The organism is Catenuloplanes japonicus, from assembly GCF_000717135.1.
In the GTDB taxonomy this organism is placed as follows: domain Bacteria; phylum Actinomycetota; class Actinomycetes; order Mycobacteriales; family Micromonosporaceae; genus Catenuloplanes; species Catenuloplanes japonicus.
In genome coordinates this window covers 819,053-837,141 of sequence record NZ_JNXY01000001.1, presented here as the reverse complement: position 1 = coordinate 837,141, position 18,089 = coordinate 819,053, and the positions used below count along the sequence as shown (strand labels likewise).

Here is an 18,089-nt window from a genome sequence, read left to right as displayed (position 1 = left end):
AAGGTCGGGTACCACGAGAACAGGCTCGCGGGAGACACGGCTGCCAGACGCGTCAGTCCCATAGCGCCGCCCAGTCGACCTGCCCGACGCTCGCGGCCAGCTGTTCGGCATACGCGCGGTTCTCGCCGTGGAGGAGCGTCGCCGGAAAGCTGATCAACCGGTCGTGCAGATCCGTGCTGTACGGCAGCCCGTCGTCGGCTACGGCGGCGGCCGCGTGGCCGGCCAACCGGCTCCAGAGAATGCCGCGCTGGTGGACGGGCGAGGCGGCGACAGCCCGCAGCACTCGGTTCAGCGGTCGAGTGGCAGGGACACCCACGGGCACACCGGTCGCCACCAGCTCCCGGACGATCTGATCCCGGCGGGCCGCCGGGACGTCGTCGGGCAGGCCGTAGACCAAGTCGAAGTGGGTGCGGTTGACGGCGCCCGGAAGTGCGGGGACGGGCAGCAGTCGGCCGGCGAGCGCCTCGTCGATCAGGGCGATGTTGGCCTGTTTCGCGCCGGCGATGTCGTCGAGCCGGGCCAGATGGTCCAGGGCCAGCGCGGCCGAGAGCGGGCTCATCCGCAGGTTGCCGCCGAGCCCGTACTCGGCTTGGGCCCGCAGCACCGCGACACTCGTGACCGTACGGGCCCGGGGCTTGAAATGGCCCACGAGCAGTGCGCTGTCCCGCCACACCGGATCATCGGTGAGCAGAACCCCGCCGTGGCCGCCGGAGACCATCTTTCGCGCGCCGAGACTGAACACCGCGATGTCGCCGAAGGCGCCTACCGGCCGCCCGTTGATGGTGGACGCGTGCGCGTGCGAGCAGTCCGCCACGACCGGCAGTCCGCGGCTGCGGGCCACCTTCATGATCCGAGGCATATCGACCGGGTACCCGAAGACGTGGGTCACCACGATCGCCCTGGTGCGATCGGTGATGGCGCGCTCGACCGCCGCCGGGCTCATGCCCGTCTCCTCAGGACCCGTATCGCAGAGGACGGGCGTCGCTCCCAGCCACAGCAGCGGCGAGACGGTGGACAGGAACGTCAGGTTCGGCACGATCACCTCGTCGCCCGGTTCCAGGCCGAGGGCGACGAAGCCAGCGAACAGGGCGCTGGTGCCGGAGTTGAAGGTGAGGGCGAGGCGACCTTCATGTCGTACGGAGAACTCCTGCTCCAGCTCGAGAACGGGACCGCCGCCGCTGTAGTCGAAGACGTCGCCGGCCCGGACGAGTCCGGAAATGCGATCCGCCGTCGCCGGAGAGTAGATCGGCCACTCCGAGGTCATCGTCGCTCCCTTGTCAGTAGCCCAGGATCGGATCGACCCGGCTCGCCAGGGGCAGGCCAGCGCGGTACCGCTCGATCTCCCGGCCGAAGTGCTCCAGCGCGAGCTGGCCCGTACGCGGGCTGCGGCTGGCGACGTGCGGGCTGATCAGGACGTTCGACCTCCCCCACAGCGGGTCTTCGGGCGGCAGCGGCTCGGTCGCGAAGACGTCGAGCGCCGCGCCGCCGAGGTTGCCGCAGTCGAGCGCGTCGCACAGCGCCGGCTCGTCGACGATGCCCCCGCGTCCGGCGTTGATCAGCCAGCCGCCGGGCCGCAGCCGGGCCCATTCGGCCGCGCCGATCATCCCGGCCGTTTCGGCAGTCAGCGGGGCAGTCACGACGAGAAAGGAGGTCTCGGGAAGGAACACCCGCCAGTCATCCGACGCTGCCACGATCACATCGGCGCTCTCGCCGTCGCGCCTGGGTCGCGGCCGCCGGACGACCCCGACGACCCGCATGCCGAGCGCACCGGCGATCCGTCCCACGGCCTCCCCGATCGCGCCGAAGCCGATCAGCAGCATGGTCGCGCCGGCCAGATCGATAGTGCCGGGCACCACCTGCCATAGTCGGCGATCTCCGTGGCGCACCGTCTCGTCGAGTCGCTTCGCCGCGAGCAGGACCGCAGCGATGATCCACTGGCTGACCGGTTCGGTGTAGACGCCGCGCGCGTTGCTGAGCTTCACTCCGCGCCGGCGCAGCTCCTCCAGGGGCAGCCGGTCCACGCCCGCCGTGTCGGTGTGCGCCCATCGCACTCCGGGGCAGGCGGCGAGGGCTGCGGTGAACCATCGGGTGCGGTCGTCCTGCCGTCGCCACAGCACCTCGACGTCGGCGCTGGGCGCCTCGACGAGCCTCGCGCCGGGGATCGCTCGCTCGCCGAGCAGACGCAACGTCTGCGCCGATACGCCGACGCCCGTCGCGATTTTGAAAGATCTTTGTATTTTCAAAGATCTTTGTATTCGAGCAGCTGCGGCAGCAGCAGGACGGGACCGGCCTCGTGCGACGGAACATCCTGCCGGACAACCGCGACATCGCCCCAGCCCACCGTGTCGCGCGCTGCCAAGACATCCAGGTTGTGCTTCAGCGCCCCGGCCAGCCGATCGTGCAGGTCGCCGAGCGCACCGAGTGGGCTGAGGATGTGGCCGGCGACCTCGAACGCTGCCCGCGCCTCGGCGGTCGAGCCCGAGACGGCCAGCATGACGCCGTCGATCGCTGCGCTCTCGGCCTGCTCGAACGCGAAGATCGGCGCCTTGCGGGCGGTGATCTCCTGCAGCGCCCGCGCCTCAGCGATCAGCTTGCGCGCCCCGACCACGTTGCCGGTCGCGAGCGCCGCGGGGGCAGTGTTCGCCAGCGTGCGGGCGATAAACGGCAGGAAGCGGTCCCGGTTGTCGAAGGCCTGAGCTCGCCGGATGCGTACCGCCTCAGAGCCGTAGCGCACCGCCGCCTCATAGTCGCGCCGAGCGACCGATATGCAGGTCAGGTTATTCAGCGGGGTGGCCTCGGAGCCCTTGACGCCCGCGGCCCGGAACGCCAGCAGCGCGTTGGCCGCGTGGTCGAGAGCGGCGTCCAGCGCGCCCATCTCGACCAGCCGGAAGGCGAGGTTGCTCTCGGCCGTGGCGGCCGCCGGCCCGCCCGCGCCGAAGGTGGTAAACCAATCGACGGACCGGCGCGCGGGCGTCAAGGCTTCCTCCACCCGGCCGATCTCCCACAACCGGTTCGACAAGTTGGATCGGGCTCGCGCTAACCTTTCGGACTCGTTGCGGGTCGCCGCGAGATCCTTGACAGCCGAGGTCGCCGCGTTGGCGGCCTCCAGCCCCCAGCCAGCGTCGCTGAACCGGTTGGAGGCCGCGAGCAGCAGTTCCGCCTCTTCCCGGCTGCGGGCGCCCTCGGGCGGCAACCCCCCGATCGCCACCCTGGCCAGCCGCGCGGCGAGCTCGGCGAGCGCCACGGTCTCGTCGGGGACCAGCGCCAGCATGTCCAGCGCCTCGTCCGGAGTGTGCGCCTGCGTCTGCAGGACGTGGTCGAGTTGATCGACCAGCACCGACGGGTCCGGCACCAAGGTGCTCACCTCGATCGCGGCGGCCAGCGTCTCGAAGCGTGCCTGCTCGATGATGCGACGCAGCTGCGGCAGCACCGCGGGATAGGTCGCGGCGGCCCTGGCCAGGATGATCAGCGCGCGGCGCAACTGCTCGGGAAGCACCGCGGATGAGCGCCAGAGCGCGTGCTCGCCGATCAAGGCAGGATCGTCGATGACGACCTGAGCGACCAGCTTCTCGGCCAGCGAATCGGGCCGCACGCCGTCGATGTAGCGGTCCTCGCCGGGGTAGAGGCGCCGGCACAGCCGGGCCAGCTTGCGCAGCTCGGCCGGTCCGAGATCGCTGTCGACCGTGCTAAGCAGCTCGATGGCGGCGCGCTCGCTGACGGCGCCGAACAGGGTGAGCACAGTGAGGAACCGGTCGAGCTCGACCCCGTCCAGACCGTCGAGTCCCTCGTCCGCGGCTGCCCCCAGCACATAGCGGCGTTCGTGCTCGAGCAGCGGCAGGGCGGTCCTCGTCCGCTCGGAGGGGATCGCGGTGGCCATCAGGTCGGCCAGCGCGGACTCGATGATATCGAAGATCGATCGCTGCCGCCGGTACGTGGCGCCGTCGGCCTCGTTGGCGGGCAGGCCGAGCGTGGCCCGGAAGCTCGCCCGGGCGGCGCTGTAGATCGCGGTGGACGCCTCCCGGTTTTCGGCGAGCGAGCTCAGCGTGAGGGTGCCAGCGGAGGCGAGCAGGTCCTCGACGATCGCGCTGCGGCTGACCAGTCGGGTCCACCACTCGCCAGCGCCGCGGGCCAGGAGCAACAGCCGCACGGCGGCGAACAGATCCAGGTCGGTCATGGCCTCGACCAGCTCGGCAACCGTGTCGGCCTGCGTCTCGGCGTAGTCGACCACCAGAAGGCTCGGCCGGTCCCCGAGCCGCCGCAGCGCGTCGGACACCGGCCCGGTGCGCCGGATCTCGATCACCTGCCAGCCCGCAGCGGCGAGATGTTCTCCCAGCTCACGGGCCAGCCGTGACTTGCCCTGTCCGGCGGCGCCGGTGACCAGGCGTACGCCGAACAGATCGTCGCGCAGGGCCCAGGACTCGAGCCGGGCGAGCTCCTTGTCCCGGCCGATCAACGGCATCGCCCGGCTTTGCGCCCGCAACAGGGCGCTCGGGGGAGCATCCGGCCCGGCCCGGCCGCCGCCGAGCGCGTCCATCGCTCTCGCGCCGGTCGCACCGCGCAGTCGGCGTCCCCGGGGCGGGACCGCCCGCCGGGCACTGGTGACCTCGCCAAGGGTCCGCCGGACAAACGCGACCGTCTCGTCGCGCCCCCGGTAGGGTTGGACTTCGGCCGCACTCAGCCAGTACATCCATTGAGCCGGAAGACCCTCCGGGTAGGCGGTGCCCGGCATAGCCAGCGGCACGACGCGGCGGCGCTCGCCGACCGCGAGGGCGAGGCTTTCCAAGACGCGGCCATCGCCGACGGCTGTCGCGGAGAGTAGGAAGACCGCCACGTCGCACGCGGAAAGCGCCTTAATCACCTCGAGGCCGCCGTCGGGCCTGGCGCTGGCCTCTGGCCCTGCGATGAAGGACCTCAACCCGTCGCCAAGCAGACCCTCCGCGATTGCGGCGGTCGTCGCTTCGTCCTCTCCGGAGCAGCAAATGACCACCTCATGCCGTGCTGGTGGGGTGCCATCCGGTGTCACGCACAGCACACTACAAGTTCACATAGAGCCTCGCTACCGCCCGAATGGCGGCTCAAACTGCCACTTTGGTCGCTTACGCGGCGACGTGGCTACGGCTGCCGGGCGGTGAAGCCCCGAGTGGTCGGGGCCGTACGGAACTCGTACCCCAACTCCCCGCAGCTGATGGTCACCATCTGCAGGCCCAGGCAGACGCGCTACACCCTCGGCAACTCCGTCGCCTACCAACAGCGCAGCAATGTCACGACGGCCTGGAACGGCCCCCGGAGCCGACTTAGCGGGGCCAACCGGAACCCCTCGTGACTAGCCGATGCCCAGCTCATGACCCTTTACTAGTGCTGCACCGCGTTAGTTCGTTGGGGGTCATGCGGCCTTGAGCGGGGTTCCGTCGTAGGTCCATCGGTAGGGTTTTGCGGTGGTGTCTTCTCGATCACGTAGTTCTCGATCTTGTCGATGAGGTCGTCGCGGGAGCTGAAGTCGCCGTGGCTTATGACTCGCCGGGCCAGGGCGGAGAAGTAGAGCTCGACCTGGTTGCGCCAGGAGGCATGGACCGGGGTCCAGTGCACGTGCCAGCGGGGATGCGCGGCCAGCCGGGTCCGGGTGGCTTCGCGATATGTGACGATCCGTTGTCCAGTACGACGTGGATTTGTTTGTCCGGGTCGATAACCGTGTTGAGCATGGTCAGGAAGCGTTGGAAGGTCACCGAGTCGTTGCACAGGATCGGCTCGGTGACCGCTTGTCCTGTCTGGATGTCGAGGGCCGCGACGATGGATACCGTGCCGTGCCGGACGTACTCGAACTCCTGGTAGGCGGGCCGTCCCGGGCTGGCGGGACGGCCAGGGTGTCTGCGGGAACGGGCAGCGATCGCGGTGGCGATGAACGCGGCCGGGTTGAAGCCGTTCCGGTAGTGGTAGCGGCCGTCCGGGGAGAGCGTGAACAGGTCGTCCACGTCGACCTGCTGGCGGCGGATCAGGTAGTAGTCCGCGATCAGCACGCCGAACAGCGGCCCGATGAACGCCCCCAGCACCTCGAGCGTGTAGTGGATGACGTCCGGGTTGTTGTAGAGGTTCCACGGCGTGATCAGCACCGAGCCGACCGCGGCGATCATGCCACCGGCCCGCCAGGAGATGCGCTGCGGGCTGACGTTGGAGAAGTCGAACGCGGGCGAGATGAAGTTCGCGACGGGCTGCCGCGGGTTCTGACCGCAGGCGGGCTCGCCCCGAAGCCCGGAGCCGATGAGCTTACGGAAAGAGAGCCGTATGAATATCCGAGGCACTCATGATGCCATTTCGCCAGCCGTCCTCTCGGCTCTGAACTGCCTGGTGCGAGGAAGCCACTCCGGTACCGTCAAGAATCCCTTCGAGGGTGGCACTCAAAGCCCAGGCGGCCAACGATCGACCAAAGGTCGCAACTGTCGACACGACCGCGGAAGAAGCCGGTCCACCGTGAGAAAGAGCATTGCGGACCCGCTGCAGCCGACCCCGTCTCTCCTTCCATTCCGCGTCCAAATCAACACACCACTGTACGAGAGAGGCCGGAGTGCTAAGCCGAGTCGCGATCGTCGACAGCTCTCGGCCGATCCGATGGTGGTCCGGGAAGATCCGCGTCAACACCGGCAGGGCCGCGAGCGCCTCCCCCGCATCCATGGTGTAGTCGCCCCAGCCATGTCGGACTGAAATCCGTTCCCAATAAGACTTAAGGATCGGTCGATCCGAGGCGGCAACCAGCTCTTCATGCCGAGCAGCCTCGCTGCAAATGCTGAGCAAAATATGCTTAATCCGGGAATGAACCCAGGCGTTCTTCCAGTAACTGTCGGCATACTCGTACCACGCGGCAGAACTGAGGCGGGACGCCACAAATTCAAGCACACGAACATTGAGCACAACTGCCGGCAGAGGTGATTGGTCACCTGCTTCATGCCACCAATGCAAAGCCTCGAACGCTTCGGTAAGCTCATCCCCCAATACGGCCAGATGAGGACCTACGCGTCCAGCCAAAGCAATCAGCTCACCCCCCGTCGGATCCAAGGTCGGAATCACACTTGACGCTTCCCGTGGCTTCAGAAACGGGGCCCTTCCGGTGACGCACCCGTCCACAGAAAGCAGATAGCCATCCAACGGAATCCAGTTGGTCGTCTGGGTCTCGAAACGGGCTACCGCTACGACCGCATGAGCTCGCCGAAGCGCCGCGTCAACAGGATCGACGAACGCTCCATGGCCGAGCTCAACCCGGGCGAAGACCGTGTTCGAGTCGTCGGGAAAATCCTCCAGAGCGAGGTAAGAATCTGGGTTCGCAAGCTCCGGCGGTGCCCACCCGGCGGCCCTGACAGCCTGCTGTACCGCCGCTTGAACCAGATAGAGGGGATAGAAAGTCACTGGTCCGACCGACGTCGCCGAACCTCCGATATGAGCCTTCTCGAACGCCAGCCAGACCACGTGCTCACCGGCGGTAGCCGGCGCCTGGACGACCCGCTCGCAGAGCGCAAGTCGATCCGCTTCCGGCAAGCCCGCCGGATTGTCCCGTAGAACCCAGACTTCCGCTGGCGTCATCGTTGCATCACCGAGAAGATGCCGAGCCTCAGCAACCGCGGCGGCATTGTCATGAAGGACGCCGCAGAGCAGCTTTCGGACACCTCGGGCTTTCCCATGTGTCCGCCGGAGTACGGCTAGGAACAGATCCCGCCTGTACGCAACGACATCGGCGCCAGCCTGGACGTCTTGGCATGCCTCTCGAAGATCACGCCAGGCCGCCGCAATGACGGCCGGATCGTTCAACCGGCTCGTCAAGGTCGCCATCGCGGCCTGCGCAGGCTGCCTCGCCGCCGCGATGACCTCCGGCTGGGCCTGAGTCTCGTGCAAGACGTCGACAAGATCGCCGCCGAGGACCTGTTTTACTTCCGGGCCGCACGAATCTTCAGCGGCGCGAAAATCCGAGATCGCGGACTTCCAGGGACCACGGTGGCGTGTCTCGAAAGGGCGGGGATCGTTGATCCAGGCAGCCAGCTCGGTCGCAGCCAGGACGAGGTCAACGGGACCACCTTCCGCCCAGCGCACATCATCGGCTTGGGTCCACCACCCCACTGCATCATGCAGCTCGTCTACAAAAACCGGTGGATATGAGTGCGAAGGGCCTGAAGCGTACATTTCACCAGTATCTCATCCTTGCCCGAGCCTTGAGCACCCCCTCCTCGCCGAGGACGAAGACACCCTGAACAGGGAAAACAGCGTTGGTGCACTTTGGGGTTGTCTACGAACGTCACACCAGCCCCGCTGAGGTCGGCATCGTGGTGGCTCGTGGCGGCCGAGGTCTTCGGCCTCTCAAACGACTACGAGGTCTTCCTGCTGTCCCGGATGGTCGAGGCCCACGCGGCGACGCGTCCATCAGCGCCGCCCCGATCTTGCCGGTCGTGGTGAACTGCTCGTTCGCGCTCTCCTCGCTGACCATGATGCGGTTCATCTGCGTCGGCATGATCCTGGCCCTGGTGCAGCGGTGGTGCACTTTGAGGTTGACGACGGACGCGATGTTCACGACCGTCGAGGGAGAGACGTGGGATGAGGTGATGGGCGTGGTCAAGGCCGCGGTGGAGGCGGTGAAGGCGGTGGCGCCGCGCGCGTCGGTGGTGATCAAGGTCGACTGGCGGGACGGGGTCACCGGTGCGATGGACTCCAAGGTCGCCACCGTGGAACGCGTGCTCTCGTAGCGGCCGGAAAGCGTAGGCTGGCCGGGTTCGTCGGGAGGAGATCAACGGTGAAGCAGGCGCAACGGCTCAAGAGCGTCCGGTACGACATCCGCGGCCCGGTGCTGCGGCGGGCTCAGGAGCTGGAGGCGGCCGGTCATCGCATCCTGAAGCTGAACCTGGGCAATCCGGCGCCGTGGGGCATGAGCACCCCCGACCCGATCATGGCGGACGTGGTGCAGAACCTGACCGCCGCGCAGGGTTACAGCGACGCGCGCGGCATCTACTCCGCCCGGGTGGCCGTGGCGCAGTACTACCAGTCGCGCGGCGTGACCGAGGTCCAGCCGGACGACGTGATGCTGGGCAACGGCGTGTCCGAGCTGATCTCGATGACCATGCAGGCGCTGATCGACACCGGTGACGAGGTGCTGGTCCCGAGCCCGGACTACCCGCTCTGGACCGGCACGGTCACGCTCTGCGGCGGGCGGCCGGTGCACTACCGGTGCGACGAGAACAACGGCTGGATGCCGGATCTGGAGCACATGGCCGCCCAGATCACGCCGAACACGCGCGCCATGGTGATCATCAACCCCAACAACCCGACCGGCGCGGTGTACGCGAAGGAGACGCTGCTCGGGATGCTGGACCTGGCCCGCAAGCACGGGCTGATGGTGCTGGCGGACGAGATCTACGACAAGATCGTGTTCGACGGCGCGCAGCACTGCACCGCGGCCGCGCTCGCGCCGGACGTGCCGGTGATCAGCATGGGCGGGCTGTCCAAGACCTACCGTGCGGCCGGTTTCCGCTCGGGCTGGCTGGCGATGAGCGGCTTCACGGCGCACGACACCGAATATGTGGACGGCCTGCAGTTGCTGGCGAACATGCGGCTGTGCCCGAACGTGCCGGCTCAGCACGCGGTGCAGACCGCGCTCGGCGGCTACCAGAGCATCGAGCGGCTGATCGAGCCGGGCGGAAGGCTGTACGAGCAGCGTACGCACGCGTGGGAGGGGATCACGTCGATCCCGGGCGTGGAGTGTGTGCGGCCGGACGGCGCGCTCTACCTCTTCGCCCGGCTGGACCCGGCGGTGCACAAGATCCGCGATGACGAGCAGCTGATAATCGACCTGCTCGAGCAGCAGAACCTGCTGCTCTCGCACGGGACCGGCTTCAACCTGGACACGCCGGACCACCTCCGCATGGTGTTCCTCGCGCCGACGGACGTGCTCGACGACGCGATCAACCGGCTGGGGACGTTCCTCTCCACGTACCGCCAATAGGTTCTCAGGTCTGCTGGTAGACGGTGGCGGAGACGCCGCAGGCGGGGTCGTGGAAGGCGTAGTGCGCGCCCTCCGCGAACTCGCCGGCCATGTCTCCGCCGGTCACCATGCCCAGGTAGAACATGGTCCCGCCGCAGCGGGGACAGTCCGGATAGGCCGTGTCCTGGATCCAGTCGGGCGTGCCGCCGAGCGTGGAGCCGCCGGTCTCCCAGGCGTTGCCCGCGAACGGTGTGGGCCGTCGCGCGCCGACCGCGAGCGGCGGCTCGGCGGGCAGCTCCCACTCGTCGCCGTCGTGGCCGAGGAACTCCGGCCGCTCCTGCCCGTCGAGGAACGCGCCGCCGGCCGTGAAGTAGTCGGTGTAGCAGCCACAGCGGTAGCAGGTGCCGACCGTGACCGGGCCGGAGCCGGCGCCGAGCAGCTCGGTGGCGCGGGCCGCGTCCAGCTCCAGCAGCCGGACCAGCGTCAGGCCGCACCAGCCGCAGGTGCCGTCGAGCACGCCGCCGGAGACGCCCTCCGCGGCCGGGACCAGCCGGTAGGCCACCGGGGCGGCCAGCTCGCGCCGGTTTCCCGCCGTGTCCAGCTCCCAGCCGCCGGTGTGGCCGGCCTTGCGGATCGTGCCGTGGAAGTCGCCGGTCCAGGCGGGCCGCTCGGTCGTCCAGCGCCGGATCGCGTCGACCGCGATGGTGGTGCCGCCCGCGGCCAGCGCGAAGACCAGCATCGGCACCGGATCCGCGTCGATGCGGCGGACCAGCTCGGCCGCGGTCTCGTCCGTCATGCCGCGGTAGAGATCCCAGGTCCAGCCCACCTCCGCGTCGATCAGCCGCAGGTGGTGCGGGGCCACCAGGTCGGGGCGCACGCGCGCCACGTCCAGCAGCGCGGTCGGATCGTCCTCGACCGCCTCGTCGACCAGCCGGCGGACCTCGTCCTCGGAAAACTCCACGAGCGGCAATCTAGCCCGCGGGTACGACATCCACGCGCGGATCGGGGTATTACTCGGTCATGTATGTGATTCGCGAGAAGTTCTTCTCCATCGGCGACGACTTCGACGTGCTCGACGGCGAGGGCAACAAGGTGCTGCGCGTCGACGGCAAGGTGCTCAGCCTGCGCGACAAGGTCGTGATCGAGGATCTGTCCGGCGAGGAGGTCGCCAGCGTGCACCGGCACCTGGTGGCGCTGCGCCCCACCTACGAGATCCGCATCGGCGGTGAGAAGGCGGCCGAGGTCAAGAAGAAGCTGTTCACGCCGTTCCGGGACAAGTTCACCATCGACGTGCCCGGCCCGGACGACCTGGAGATGAAGGGCAACCTGCTCGACCACGAGTACGTGATCGAGCGTGGCGGTTCCCGCGTCGCCGAGGTGTCCAAGCGCTGGCTGACGATCCGGGACACGTACGCGGTGGAGATCGTCGCGGGCGAGGAGCCGCTGCTGGTGATCGGCGCGGTGCTGGCGCTCGACCTGGCGCTGGAGCGCGAGGAGAAGAAGAAGGAGAAGAAGAAGGAGAAGGACGAGGACTGAGCCGCCCTCGGTTCCCGATCCGCCCGCACGATCGGGAACCGAGGACCACCGGTCAGGAGCCCAGCATGAGGCGCAGGTTCTCCGGCGCGTTGTAGCCGAACGTCCGCTCGAACGACTGGTATCCCTCGACCGACGAGGCCGTGCTCCGCGGCACCATCTCCGCCTCGAACGCGAGCAGCGCCGCTTCGATGTCGCCGGGGCCGGCGGCGATGGCCTTGGCCAGCTCGGCCCCGTCGTAGAGCGCCCAGTTCGCCCCGTCGCCGTCCGGCGGTGTCAGGTGGGCGGCGTCCCCGATGAGCGTCACGCCGGGCACGTGCTCCCACCGGCGGCCGAGCGGGAGGCCCCAGATCGGCCGGACCACCGGGTCGGTCTCGCCGCTGGTGACGAGCGAGACGAGCGCGGGGTCCCAGCCCTCACCGAGCTGCGCGGCGACCTCGGCCAGCGCCCGCTCCCGGCCGGCGGCCTCCGGCTTCCAGTCCATCGGCTTCTTGAGCACGACGTAGGTGTGGATCACGTCGTCCGCCTCGCGATGCCCGAAGATCCCCTTGCCCGGCATCATCGCCAGCATCGCCCCGCCGCCGACCAGCGCGGCGCTGCGCGGGTGGCGCTTCTCGACGTCGAACAGGAACGTCTCGACCCAGAGGGTGCCCAGGTACTCCGGCGTGACGTCGGACAGGTACGCCCGCACCCGGGACCAGGCGCCGTCCGCGCCGATCAGCGTGCCGGTCTCGAGCGACAGCCCGTTGCCGAAGGTCACCACGTGCCGGCCGGCGCCCGCGGAGCCGACCGATGCGACCCGGTGGTTCCACCGGATCGTGCCCTCGGGGAGCGACTCGATCAGGATTCTCCGCAGCTCGCCGCGGAGCACCTCGGGGTTCTGCAGCGTCCCGTCGTCGGGGAGGTCGCCGATGACCTCGGCATCCGGGCCGAGGAACCGCATGGCCGCGCCGCCCAGGTTGATGATCGCGCGGAACTCGTCGAACAGCCGGCACTCCTTCAGCGCGATCTGGCCGTTGACGTCGTGGATGTCCAACTGGCCGCCCTGGGTACGTGTGCTCGGCGAGGCCTCCCCCTCGTACACGGCCGAGGTGATGCCGTGGACGTGGAGAACGCGGGCGAGCGTCAAGCCCGCCAGTCCCGCACCGATGATGGTGATCGGTTCCTGCATGACGACTCCTTCACTGTGTCGGCGTGGTGCTCGCGCCGTGCTCCCGAGCCTGGCCGGGCGTACCGACACGGGAGCGACACGGCACCGATACCGCGGCGGCCGGGTGCGCGATGATGTGGTGTGCGCATCACGACCCTCGGCCCGCTGGCGGTGGACGGGCGGCCGGTGCGCGGGGACAGGCTGACCGCGGTGATCCGCGAGCTGCTGGACGCGAGGGGCCGCACGGCCTCCACCGGCGCCCTGATCGACGCCGTCTGGTCCGGTGCGCCGCCCGAGGACGCGGTGGGGGCGGTGCAGGCCCTGGTCGGCCGCGCCCGCCGGCTCGGCCTGCCGGTGCTCGCCGCGCCCGGCGGCTACCGGATCCCGGCCGACCGGGTGGAGATCGACGCGGTCACGGCCGGTGCGCTGGTGGACCGTGGCCGGCGGGCGCTGACCGAGGGCGACGCGGCCGGGGCCCGCACGTGCGCCGACGAGGCGCGGGTGCTGTTCCCGGAGGTCCCCGGCGAGACCGGCGGCCGGCTCTTCGGCGACGTCGTCACGCTGCGGGCGGACGCGGCGCTGGCCGGCGGCGATCCGCACCGGGCCGGGGAGGCGGACCTGCGCCGGCTGGCCACCCGGGTGCCACCCGACGAGCCGGCCGCCGCGCTGCTGGTGCGGGTCCTCGCCGCGCAGGGACGCGACGCCGAAGCGCTCGACCTGGTCGACAGGGTGCGGACCGCGCTCGCCGAACGGTACGGCGCCGACCCGTCACCGGTGCTCGCCGACGCGCATCTGGCGCTGCTGCGCGGGCAGCTGGCGATCGCCGGACCGCGGGCGGCCGGCGAGCTGCCCGCGGGCTGGCGCCGGGCGGCGACCCCGCTGGTGGGTCGCGCCGCCGACCTCGGCACGATCGGCACGGCGCTGCGGGAGTCCGCGCTGGTGACCGTCGTCGCCACCGGCGGGGCCGGCAAGACCCGGCTGGCCGCCGAGATCGCCCGCGCCGAGCACCGGCCGGTCCACGTGGTCGAGCTGGCCGGTCTGCGCTCGCCGGGCGACGTACGGCCCACCGTGCTCGCGGCCCTGCCCGGCACGGACACCACCGGGCCCGTGCCGGGCGGGGCCGCGAGCACGGCCGACGCCGCGCTCACCGGACTGCTGGTGCTCGACAACTGCGAACACGTGCTGGACGCGGTCGCGACCGTCGTCGCCGAACTGCTGGCGGTGGCGCCACCCGAGTTCGGCGTCCTCGCCACGAGCCGCGCGCCGCTGGGCCTGCTCGGCGAGCGCGTGCACCGGCTGTCCATGCTGCCCGACGACGACGCGCTCGCCCTGCTCGACGCACGCGCGCGGGCCGGCGGCATCGCGCCCGCCTGGGACCGGGACCGGGCGCTGGCCCTCTGCCGCCGGCTCGACAACCTTCCGCTCGCCATCGAACTGGCGGCCGCCCGGCTGCGCACCATGCCCATCGATGACGTGCTGGCCGGGGTCGCGCTCCTGGAGAACGTGGTACGTGGCCTGCCGGACCGGCACGCCAGCGTGCGGGCGCTGACGGACTGGAGCCGTGCGCTGCTCGCACCGGCCGAGCAGTCGCTGCTGGAGCGGCTGGCCGTCATCCCGGCCCCGTTCACCGCCGGGCTCGCGCAGGCCGTCGCGGGTGGCGCCGACGTACGACCGGGCCTGTCGATCCTGGTCGAGCAGTCCCTGCTCCAGCTCGACGAGGACCGCTACCGGATGCTGGCCACGGTCCGCGAGTACGGCACGGCGAGGCTCGGCACCGGCGCCCACGCGACCGCCATGGCCGGACTCGTCCGGTGGTCCCGGGAGCGGGCGGTGACGCTGGCCGCCGACTTCATCGGTCCGGCCCAGGTCGCGGCGCTGCGGGGCGGCGCGGCCGACCGGGACGTCCTGGTCGCCGCGCTGCGCTGGTCGCTGGACCACGACGACGAGCCGGCCGCGGCCGACATCGCCACCGCCCTGTTCCAGCTGTGGACGGTGCGCGGCCGGCACGCCGAGGCGAGCGCCTGGGCCGGTCCCCTGCTGCGCCTCGGCGACCCCGCCGCGCGCCGCCGTTCGACGATCCTGCACGGCACGGCAGCCGTCGACGGTGGCGCGTTGCCGCACGCCGATCGGCTCGCCTGGCTGTGCGTGCTGATCGGCCTGAACACCGGGATCACCGGCGCCGTCCGGCCGCACGCGCTGGCGCGCCGCGCCCTGCGCACGCTGTTCACGCAGCGGCCCGGCGACGTCTCGCCCCGCATCGCGGCGCTGGCCACGGCGCTGCCCGGCCCGGACCGGGCCGACGCCGCGACGCTCATCGCGCACCCCGACCCGTACGTCCAGGGGATGGGGCATTTCCTACGGGCCGTGCTGGCCGAGGGCGACGGCGTGATCGGCGACGGCGAGCTGGCCTACCGCCGGTTCGAGGCGGTCGGCGACCACTGGGGCATGGGGATGGCCGCCCACGCGGCGGGCCACGCGACCGGTGCCGGCACCACCTGGCTACGCCGCAGCGAGCGGCATCTGACGCTGGTCGGCGCCGCCGAGGACGCCCGGTCGACACGCGCGCTCCTCGACGCGCAGCTCGCGCTCGCCGGCGACGCCGAGGCCGCGCGACGACTGCTGGCGATCGTCGGCGAGGACGGCATCGCGCCGGAGGAGGCGTGCCAGGCCCGCCTCGTGCTGGCGCAGGTCGCGTGGCGGCACGCACGGCCCGCGGAGGCGCTCGCCCATGCCGACGCGCTGCTGGGGACGACGGCCGGGGCGTTCACCGTGTTCCGGGTCGCGGCCGCGGTCATCCAGCTCTGGGCGGCCGAGCGCGAGATCGACGCCGCCCGTGCCGCCGACGTCCTGCGGCAGGCCGGCGCCGAGGCCCGGACCGGACGGGACCGGCCGCTGCTGGGCGCGTGGGCGACGGCCGGCGCCGAACTGGCCGCGTTCCGCCGTGACGTCCCGGCCGCGCGCGGCCTGTGGGCGCTGGGGACGCGGGCCGGCGCGCCCATCAGCCGGTTCTTCCCGCAGGGCGGCGGCCGTCTCGCGGACGCGCTGGGCGGCCGGGAGAGCCGCGAGCCGCTGCTGACCGAGGCCGGCGCGCTGAGCGAAGCCGCCGTCCACCACCGCGTCCGCGCGCTGATGGACGGCCTGCTCCGCTAGGGCGTGATCACGGTCTCGGACGCGCGCACCGGCCGGCCGAACAGCCAGCCCTGGGCCAGGTCGCAGCCCTGCGCGCGCAGCCAGTCCCGCTGCGGTTCCGTCTCGACGCCCTCGGCCACCACGCGCAGGCCGAGGGCGTCCGCCATGGCCAGTACCGCGCGGACGATCGACTCGCGTGCGGCGCTGCTGCCCAGCTCGCTGATGAACGACCGGTCCAGCTTCACGATGTCGACCGGCAGCAGGTTCAGGTAGCTGAGCGACGAGTAGCCGGTGCCGAAGTCGTCGACCGCGATCGTGACGCCGAGGTCGCGCAGCGCGCCGAGCGCGGCCAGCGCGGTCTCGGTGTCCTCCATGACGCCGGATTCGGTGATCTCCAGCCACAGCGCGTCCGGAGGCAGCCCGGTCTCGGCCAGCACGTCCCGGACGAGCGTGACCAGCGCGTGGTCGCGCAGCTGCCGGACGGACACGTTGACGGAGATGTGCAGCGGCCGGCCGTGCTCCGCCCGCCAGGCCGCGAGCTGGGTGGCGGACTCGCGCAGCAGCCACGCGCCCGCCTCGACGATCAGCCCGGTCTCCTCCGCGACCGGGATGAACCGCAGCGGCGAGACCAGGCCGAGCTGCGGGTGTTCCCAGCGCATCAGCGTCTCGAAGCCGTCCGTCTCGCCACTGTCAAGATCAATGATCGGCTGGTACGTCGCGTACAGCTCGCCCCGGTGCAGTGCGCCGCGCAGCGCCTGCTCCAGCTGGAGCCTGTCCCGGACCTCGTCGCGCAGCGAGGCGTCGAACAGCGCGTACGTGTTGCGGCCGGAGCCCTTGGCCTTATACATGGCGGTGTCCGCGTCCCGGATCAGCTCCAGCGCCTCCGCGCCGCCGCCGGTCTTCGCCACCCCGATCGAGGCGGACACGACCACGCTGCCCACGGACAGGTCGAACGGCCGGGCGAACAGCTCCAGCACGCGGGCCGCGACCGACTCCGCGAGCACGGTGTGCGACGGGCTGGCGAATGCGATGACGAACTCGTCGCCGCCGATCCGGCAGATCAGGTCCGCGCTGCGCACGTGCTCGCTCAGCCGCCCGGCGACCGCGCAGAGCAGTTCGTCGCCGACGTGGTGCCCCCAATGATCGTTGATCATCTTGAACCGGTCGAGGTCGATGAAGAGCAGGCTGATCTCCTTGCGGTTCGCGACCGCCTCCGCGCTCCAGGCCGTGATCGACTCGGTGAGCAGCTCCCGGTTCGGCAGGTCGGTGAGCGCGTCGTGGGTGGCGCGGCGGCGGGTGGCGCTCTCCGCGCGGGCCCGGGAGTCGTTCGCGCGGACCACCCGGAACAGCACGGCCGTGACCAGCAGCGCGCAGAGCGTGGCGCGGACCGTGCCGTCCAGCACGCCGCTGATCGGCTCGACCGTGGTCACGACCACCGGGACCAGCACGACCAGCGAGATCACCGAGGTCCGCGCCTTGGACAGCGTGCGCACCACGATCTGCTGCGGCTCGGTGAGCGTCCGCATGGACGGGTGCGACGTGGCGGCACCGAACAGCAGGAACGCGACCGTGTAGGACACCTCGACCAGCGCCTGGGGGACGTCGGCCAGCGCGCCGTCCCGGACCGTGTAGAGCAGGTCGCCGGTGAACAGGCTGACCGCGCCCACGATCAGCAGCCACAGCGCGGGCGCGCGCACGCCGCCGGCCAGCGCCAGCTGCGCGACCAGCACGATCAGCACCACGTCGATGACCGGGAAGAACGAGTTCGCGAACCGCAGCGCGGGCAGGCCGGTCTGCGCGATCGACGGCGCCACCAGGTACGTCCAGGCCATGAACGCGGACGCCACGCCCACCAGCGCCGCGTCCACCCACGCCGGGTCGTCCCGGTCCGCGCGCCGGCGGCCCAGCAGACCGGCGAACGCGTACGCGGCCATCAGGTAGCCGGGCACCACGAACGCGTCCGGGACCAGCGCCGCCAGGGTCGGCGGCGACGCGGCCGCGCCCGGCACCAGCGCGCGCGTGATCAGCCCGGCCAGGAACAGCAGGCCGGACAGGCTCAGGTGCCGCCACGGCGCCCGGTCGGCGGCACGCGCGACCCGGAACGTGCCGTAGCCGATCGCGGCCATCCCGGCGAGCACGCCGGCCAGGTTCGCCGGTCCGCGCCACGCCTCCGGGCCGGCCGCGACCAGACCCGCGATCAGCACCGCGGCCGCGGCGAGCAGCCACGCCACGGTGCCGGTAGGTGCTCGCTCGTCCACGGGCGCCGGAGGGCGCTCGGGAGCGGCGCGCGCCAGCGGGCGCACTGGGGTCATATCGTCCCGATCG

12 protein-coding genes are annotated in these 18,089 nt (G+C 70.9%); 4 read left to right on the top strand and 8 right to left on the bottom strand.

Features of this window, described 5'->3' with window-relative positions; all coding sequences use genetic code 11:
• Positions 1–52: 52 nt before the first annotated feature.
• The 5 genes from OP04_RS49125 to OP04_RS52915 form a co-directional block, all read right to left on the bottom strand.
• Positions 53–1,264: an aminotransferase class I/II-fold pyridoxal phosphate-dependent enzyme gene (locus OP04_RS49125; protein ID WP_051797028.1), complete on the bottom strand. Its 1,212-nt coding sequence runs from the start codon at positions 1,262–1,264 to the stop codon at positions 53–55.
• Between the two features lie 13 nt (positions 1,265–1,277).
• Positions 1,278–2,243, bottom strand: a complete 966-nt coding sequence (locus OP04_RS03895) for a D-2-hydroxyacid dehydrogenase (RefSeq protein ID WP_157239206.1) — start codon at positions 2,241–2,243, stop codon at positions 1,278–1,280.
• On the bottom strand, positions 2,240–5,023 hold the full coding sequence (locus tag OP04_RS03890; protein WP_198153680.1) for a TIR and AAA domain-containing protein: 2,784 nt from the start codon (positions 5,021–5,023) through the stop codon (positions 2,240–2,242). The genes OP04_RS03895 and OP04_RS03890 overlap by 4 nt, the downstream gene beginning before the upstream one ends.
• Positions 5,024–5,507: 484 nt before the next feature.
• Positions 5,508–6,296, bottom strand: coding sequence for a cytosine permease (locus tag OP04_RS54485; protein ID WP_198153679.1), 789 nt, complete (start codon positions 6,294–6,296; stop codon positions 5,508–5,510).
• A complete protein-coding gene (locus OP04_RS52915; protein ID WP_157239201.1) occupies positions 6,262–8,163 on the bottom strand; it encodes a hypothetical protein in 1,902 nt (633 codons plus the stop codon). The genes OP04_RS54485 and OP04_RS52915 overlap by 35 nt, the downstream gene beginning before the upstream one ends.
• 263 nt (positions 8,164–8,426) lie before the next feature.
• Here OP04_RS52915 and OP04_RS03875 point away from each other — a divergent pair, with 263 nt between their 5' ends.
• Both OP04_RS03875 and OP04_RS03870 read left to right on the top strand, forming a co-directional pair.
• Positions 8,427–8,720, top strand: coding sequence for a thiamine-binding protein (locus tag OP04_RS03875; RefSeq protein WP_033337897.1), 294 nt, complete (start codon positions 8,427–8,429; stop codon positions 8,718–8,720).
• 47 nt (positions 8,721–8,767) lie between these two features.
• Positions 8,768–9,973: a pyridoxal phosphate-dependent aminotransferase gene (locus tag OP04_RS03870; protein ID WP_033337896.1), complete on the top strand. Its 1,206-nt coding sequence runs from the start codon at positions 8,768–8,770 to the stop codon at positions 9,971–9,973.
• A gap of 4 nt (positions 9,974–9,977) precedes the next feature.
• Here the strand turns inward: OP04_RS03870 and OP04_RS03865 are convergent, their stop codons facing one another.
• The gene (locus OP04_RS03865; RefSeq protein ID WP_033337895.1) at positions 9,978–10,913 is read right to left on the bottom strand and encodes a hypothetical protein; all 936 of its coding nucleotides are present in this window, start codon (positions 10,911–10,913) and stop codon (positions 9,978–9,980) included.
• Between the two features lie 59 nt (positions 10,914–10,972).
• Between OP04_RS03865 and OP04_RS03860 the strand changes: the two genes are divergently transcribed.
• Complete coding sequence (locus OP04_RS03860; RefSeq protein WP_033337894.1) at positions 10,973–11,488, top strand: LURP-one-related/scramblase family protein; 516 nt, start codon at positions 10,973–10,975, stop codon at positions 11,486–11,488.
• Between the two features lie 52 nt (positions 11,489–11,540).
• On the opposite strand, the gene OP04_RS03855 is transcribed toward OP04_RS03860, so the two are convergent.
• Entirely contained in the window at positions 11,541–12,656 is a 1,116-nt protein-coding gene (locus tag OP04_RS03855; RefSeq protein WP_033337893.1) for an FAD-dependent oxidoreductase, read from the bottom strand.
• 120 nt (positions 12,657–12,776) lie between these two features.
• On the opposite strand from OP04_RS03855, the gene OP04_RS03850 reads away from it, so the two are divergent.
• The gene (locus OP04_RS03850; RefSeq protein ID WP_033337892.1) at positions 12,777–15,785 is read left to right on the top strand and encodes an ATP-binding protein; all 3,009 of its coding nucleotides are present in this window, start codon (positions 12,777–12,779) and stop codon (positions 15,783–15,785) included.
• Here the strand turns inward: OP04_RS03850 and OP04_RS03845 are convergent.
• Complete coding sequence (locus tag OP04_RS03845) at positions 15,782–18,076, bottom strand: putative bifunctional diguanylate cyclase/phosphodiesterase (protein WP_085066181.1); 2,295 nt, start codon at positions 18,074–18,076, stop codon at positions 15,782–15,784. The genes OP04_RS03850 and OP04_RS03845 overlap by 4 nt on opposite strands.
• Between the last annotated feature and the right edge of the window lie 13 nt (positions 18,077–18,089).

Excerpts from the sequence above, each read along its gene's own strand:
- OP04_RS49125 (WP_051797028.1), bottom strand. The coding sequence starts at position 1,264 with ATGACCTCGGAGTGGCCGATCTACTCTCCGGCGACGGCGGATCGCATT.
- OP04_RS52915 (WP_157239201.1), bottom strand. The coding sequence starts at position 8,163 with ATGTACGCTTCAGGCCCTTCGCACTCATATCCACCGGTTTTTGTAGAC.
- OP04_RS03860 (WP_033337894.1), top strand. The coding sequence starts at position 10,973 with ATGTATGTGATTCGCGAGAAGTTCTTCTCCATCGGCGACGACTTCGAC.
- OP04_RS03855 (WP_033337893.1), bottom strand. The coding sequence starts at position 12,656 with ATGCAGGAACCGATCACCATCATCGGTGCGGGACTGGCGGGCTTGACG.
- OP04_RS03845 (WP_085066181.1), bottom strand. The coding sequence starts at position 18,076 with ATGACCCCAGTGCGCCCGCTGGCGCGCGCCGCTCCCGAGCGCCCTCCG.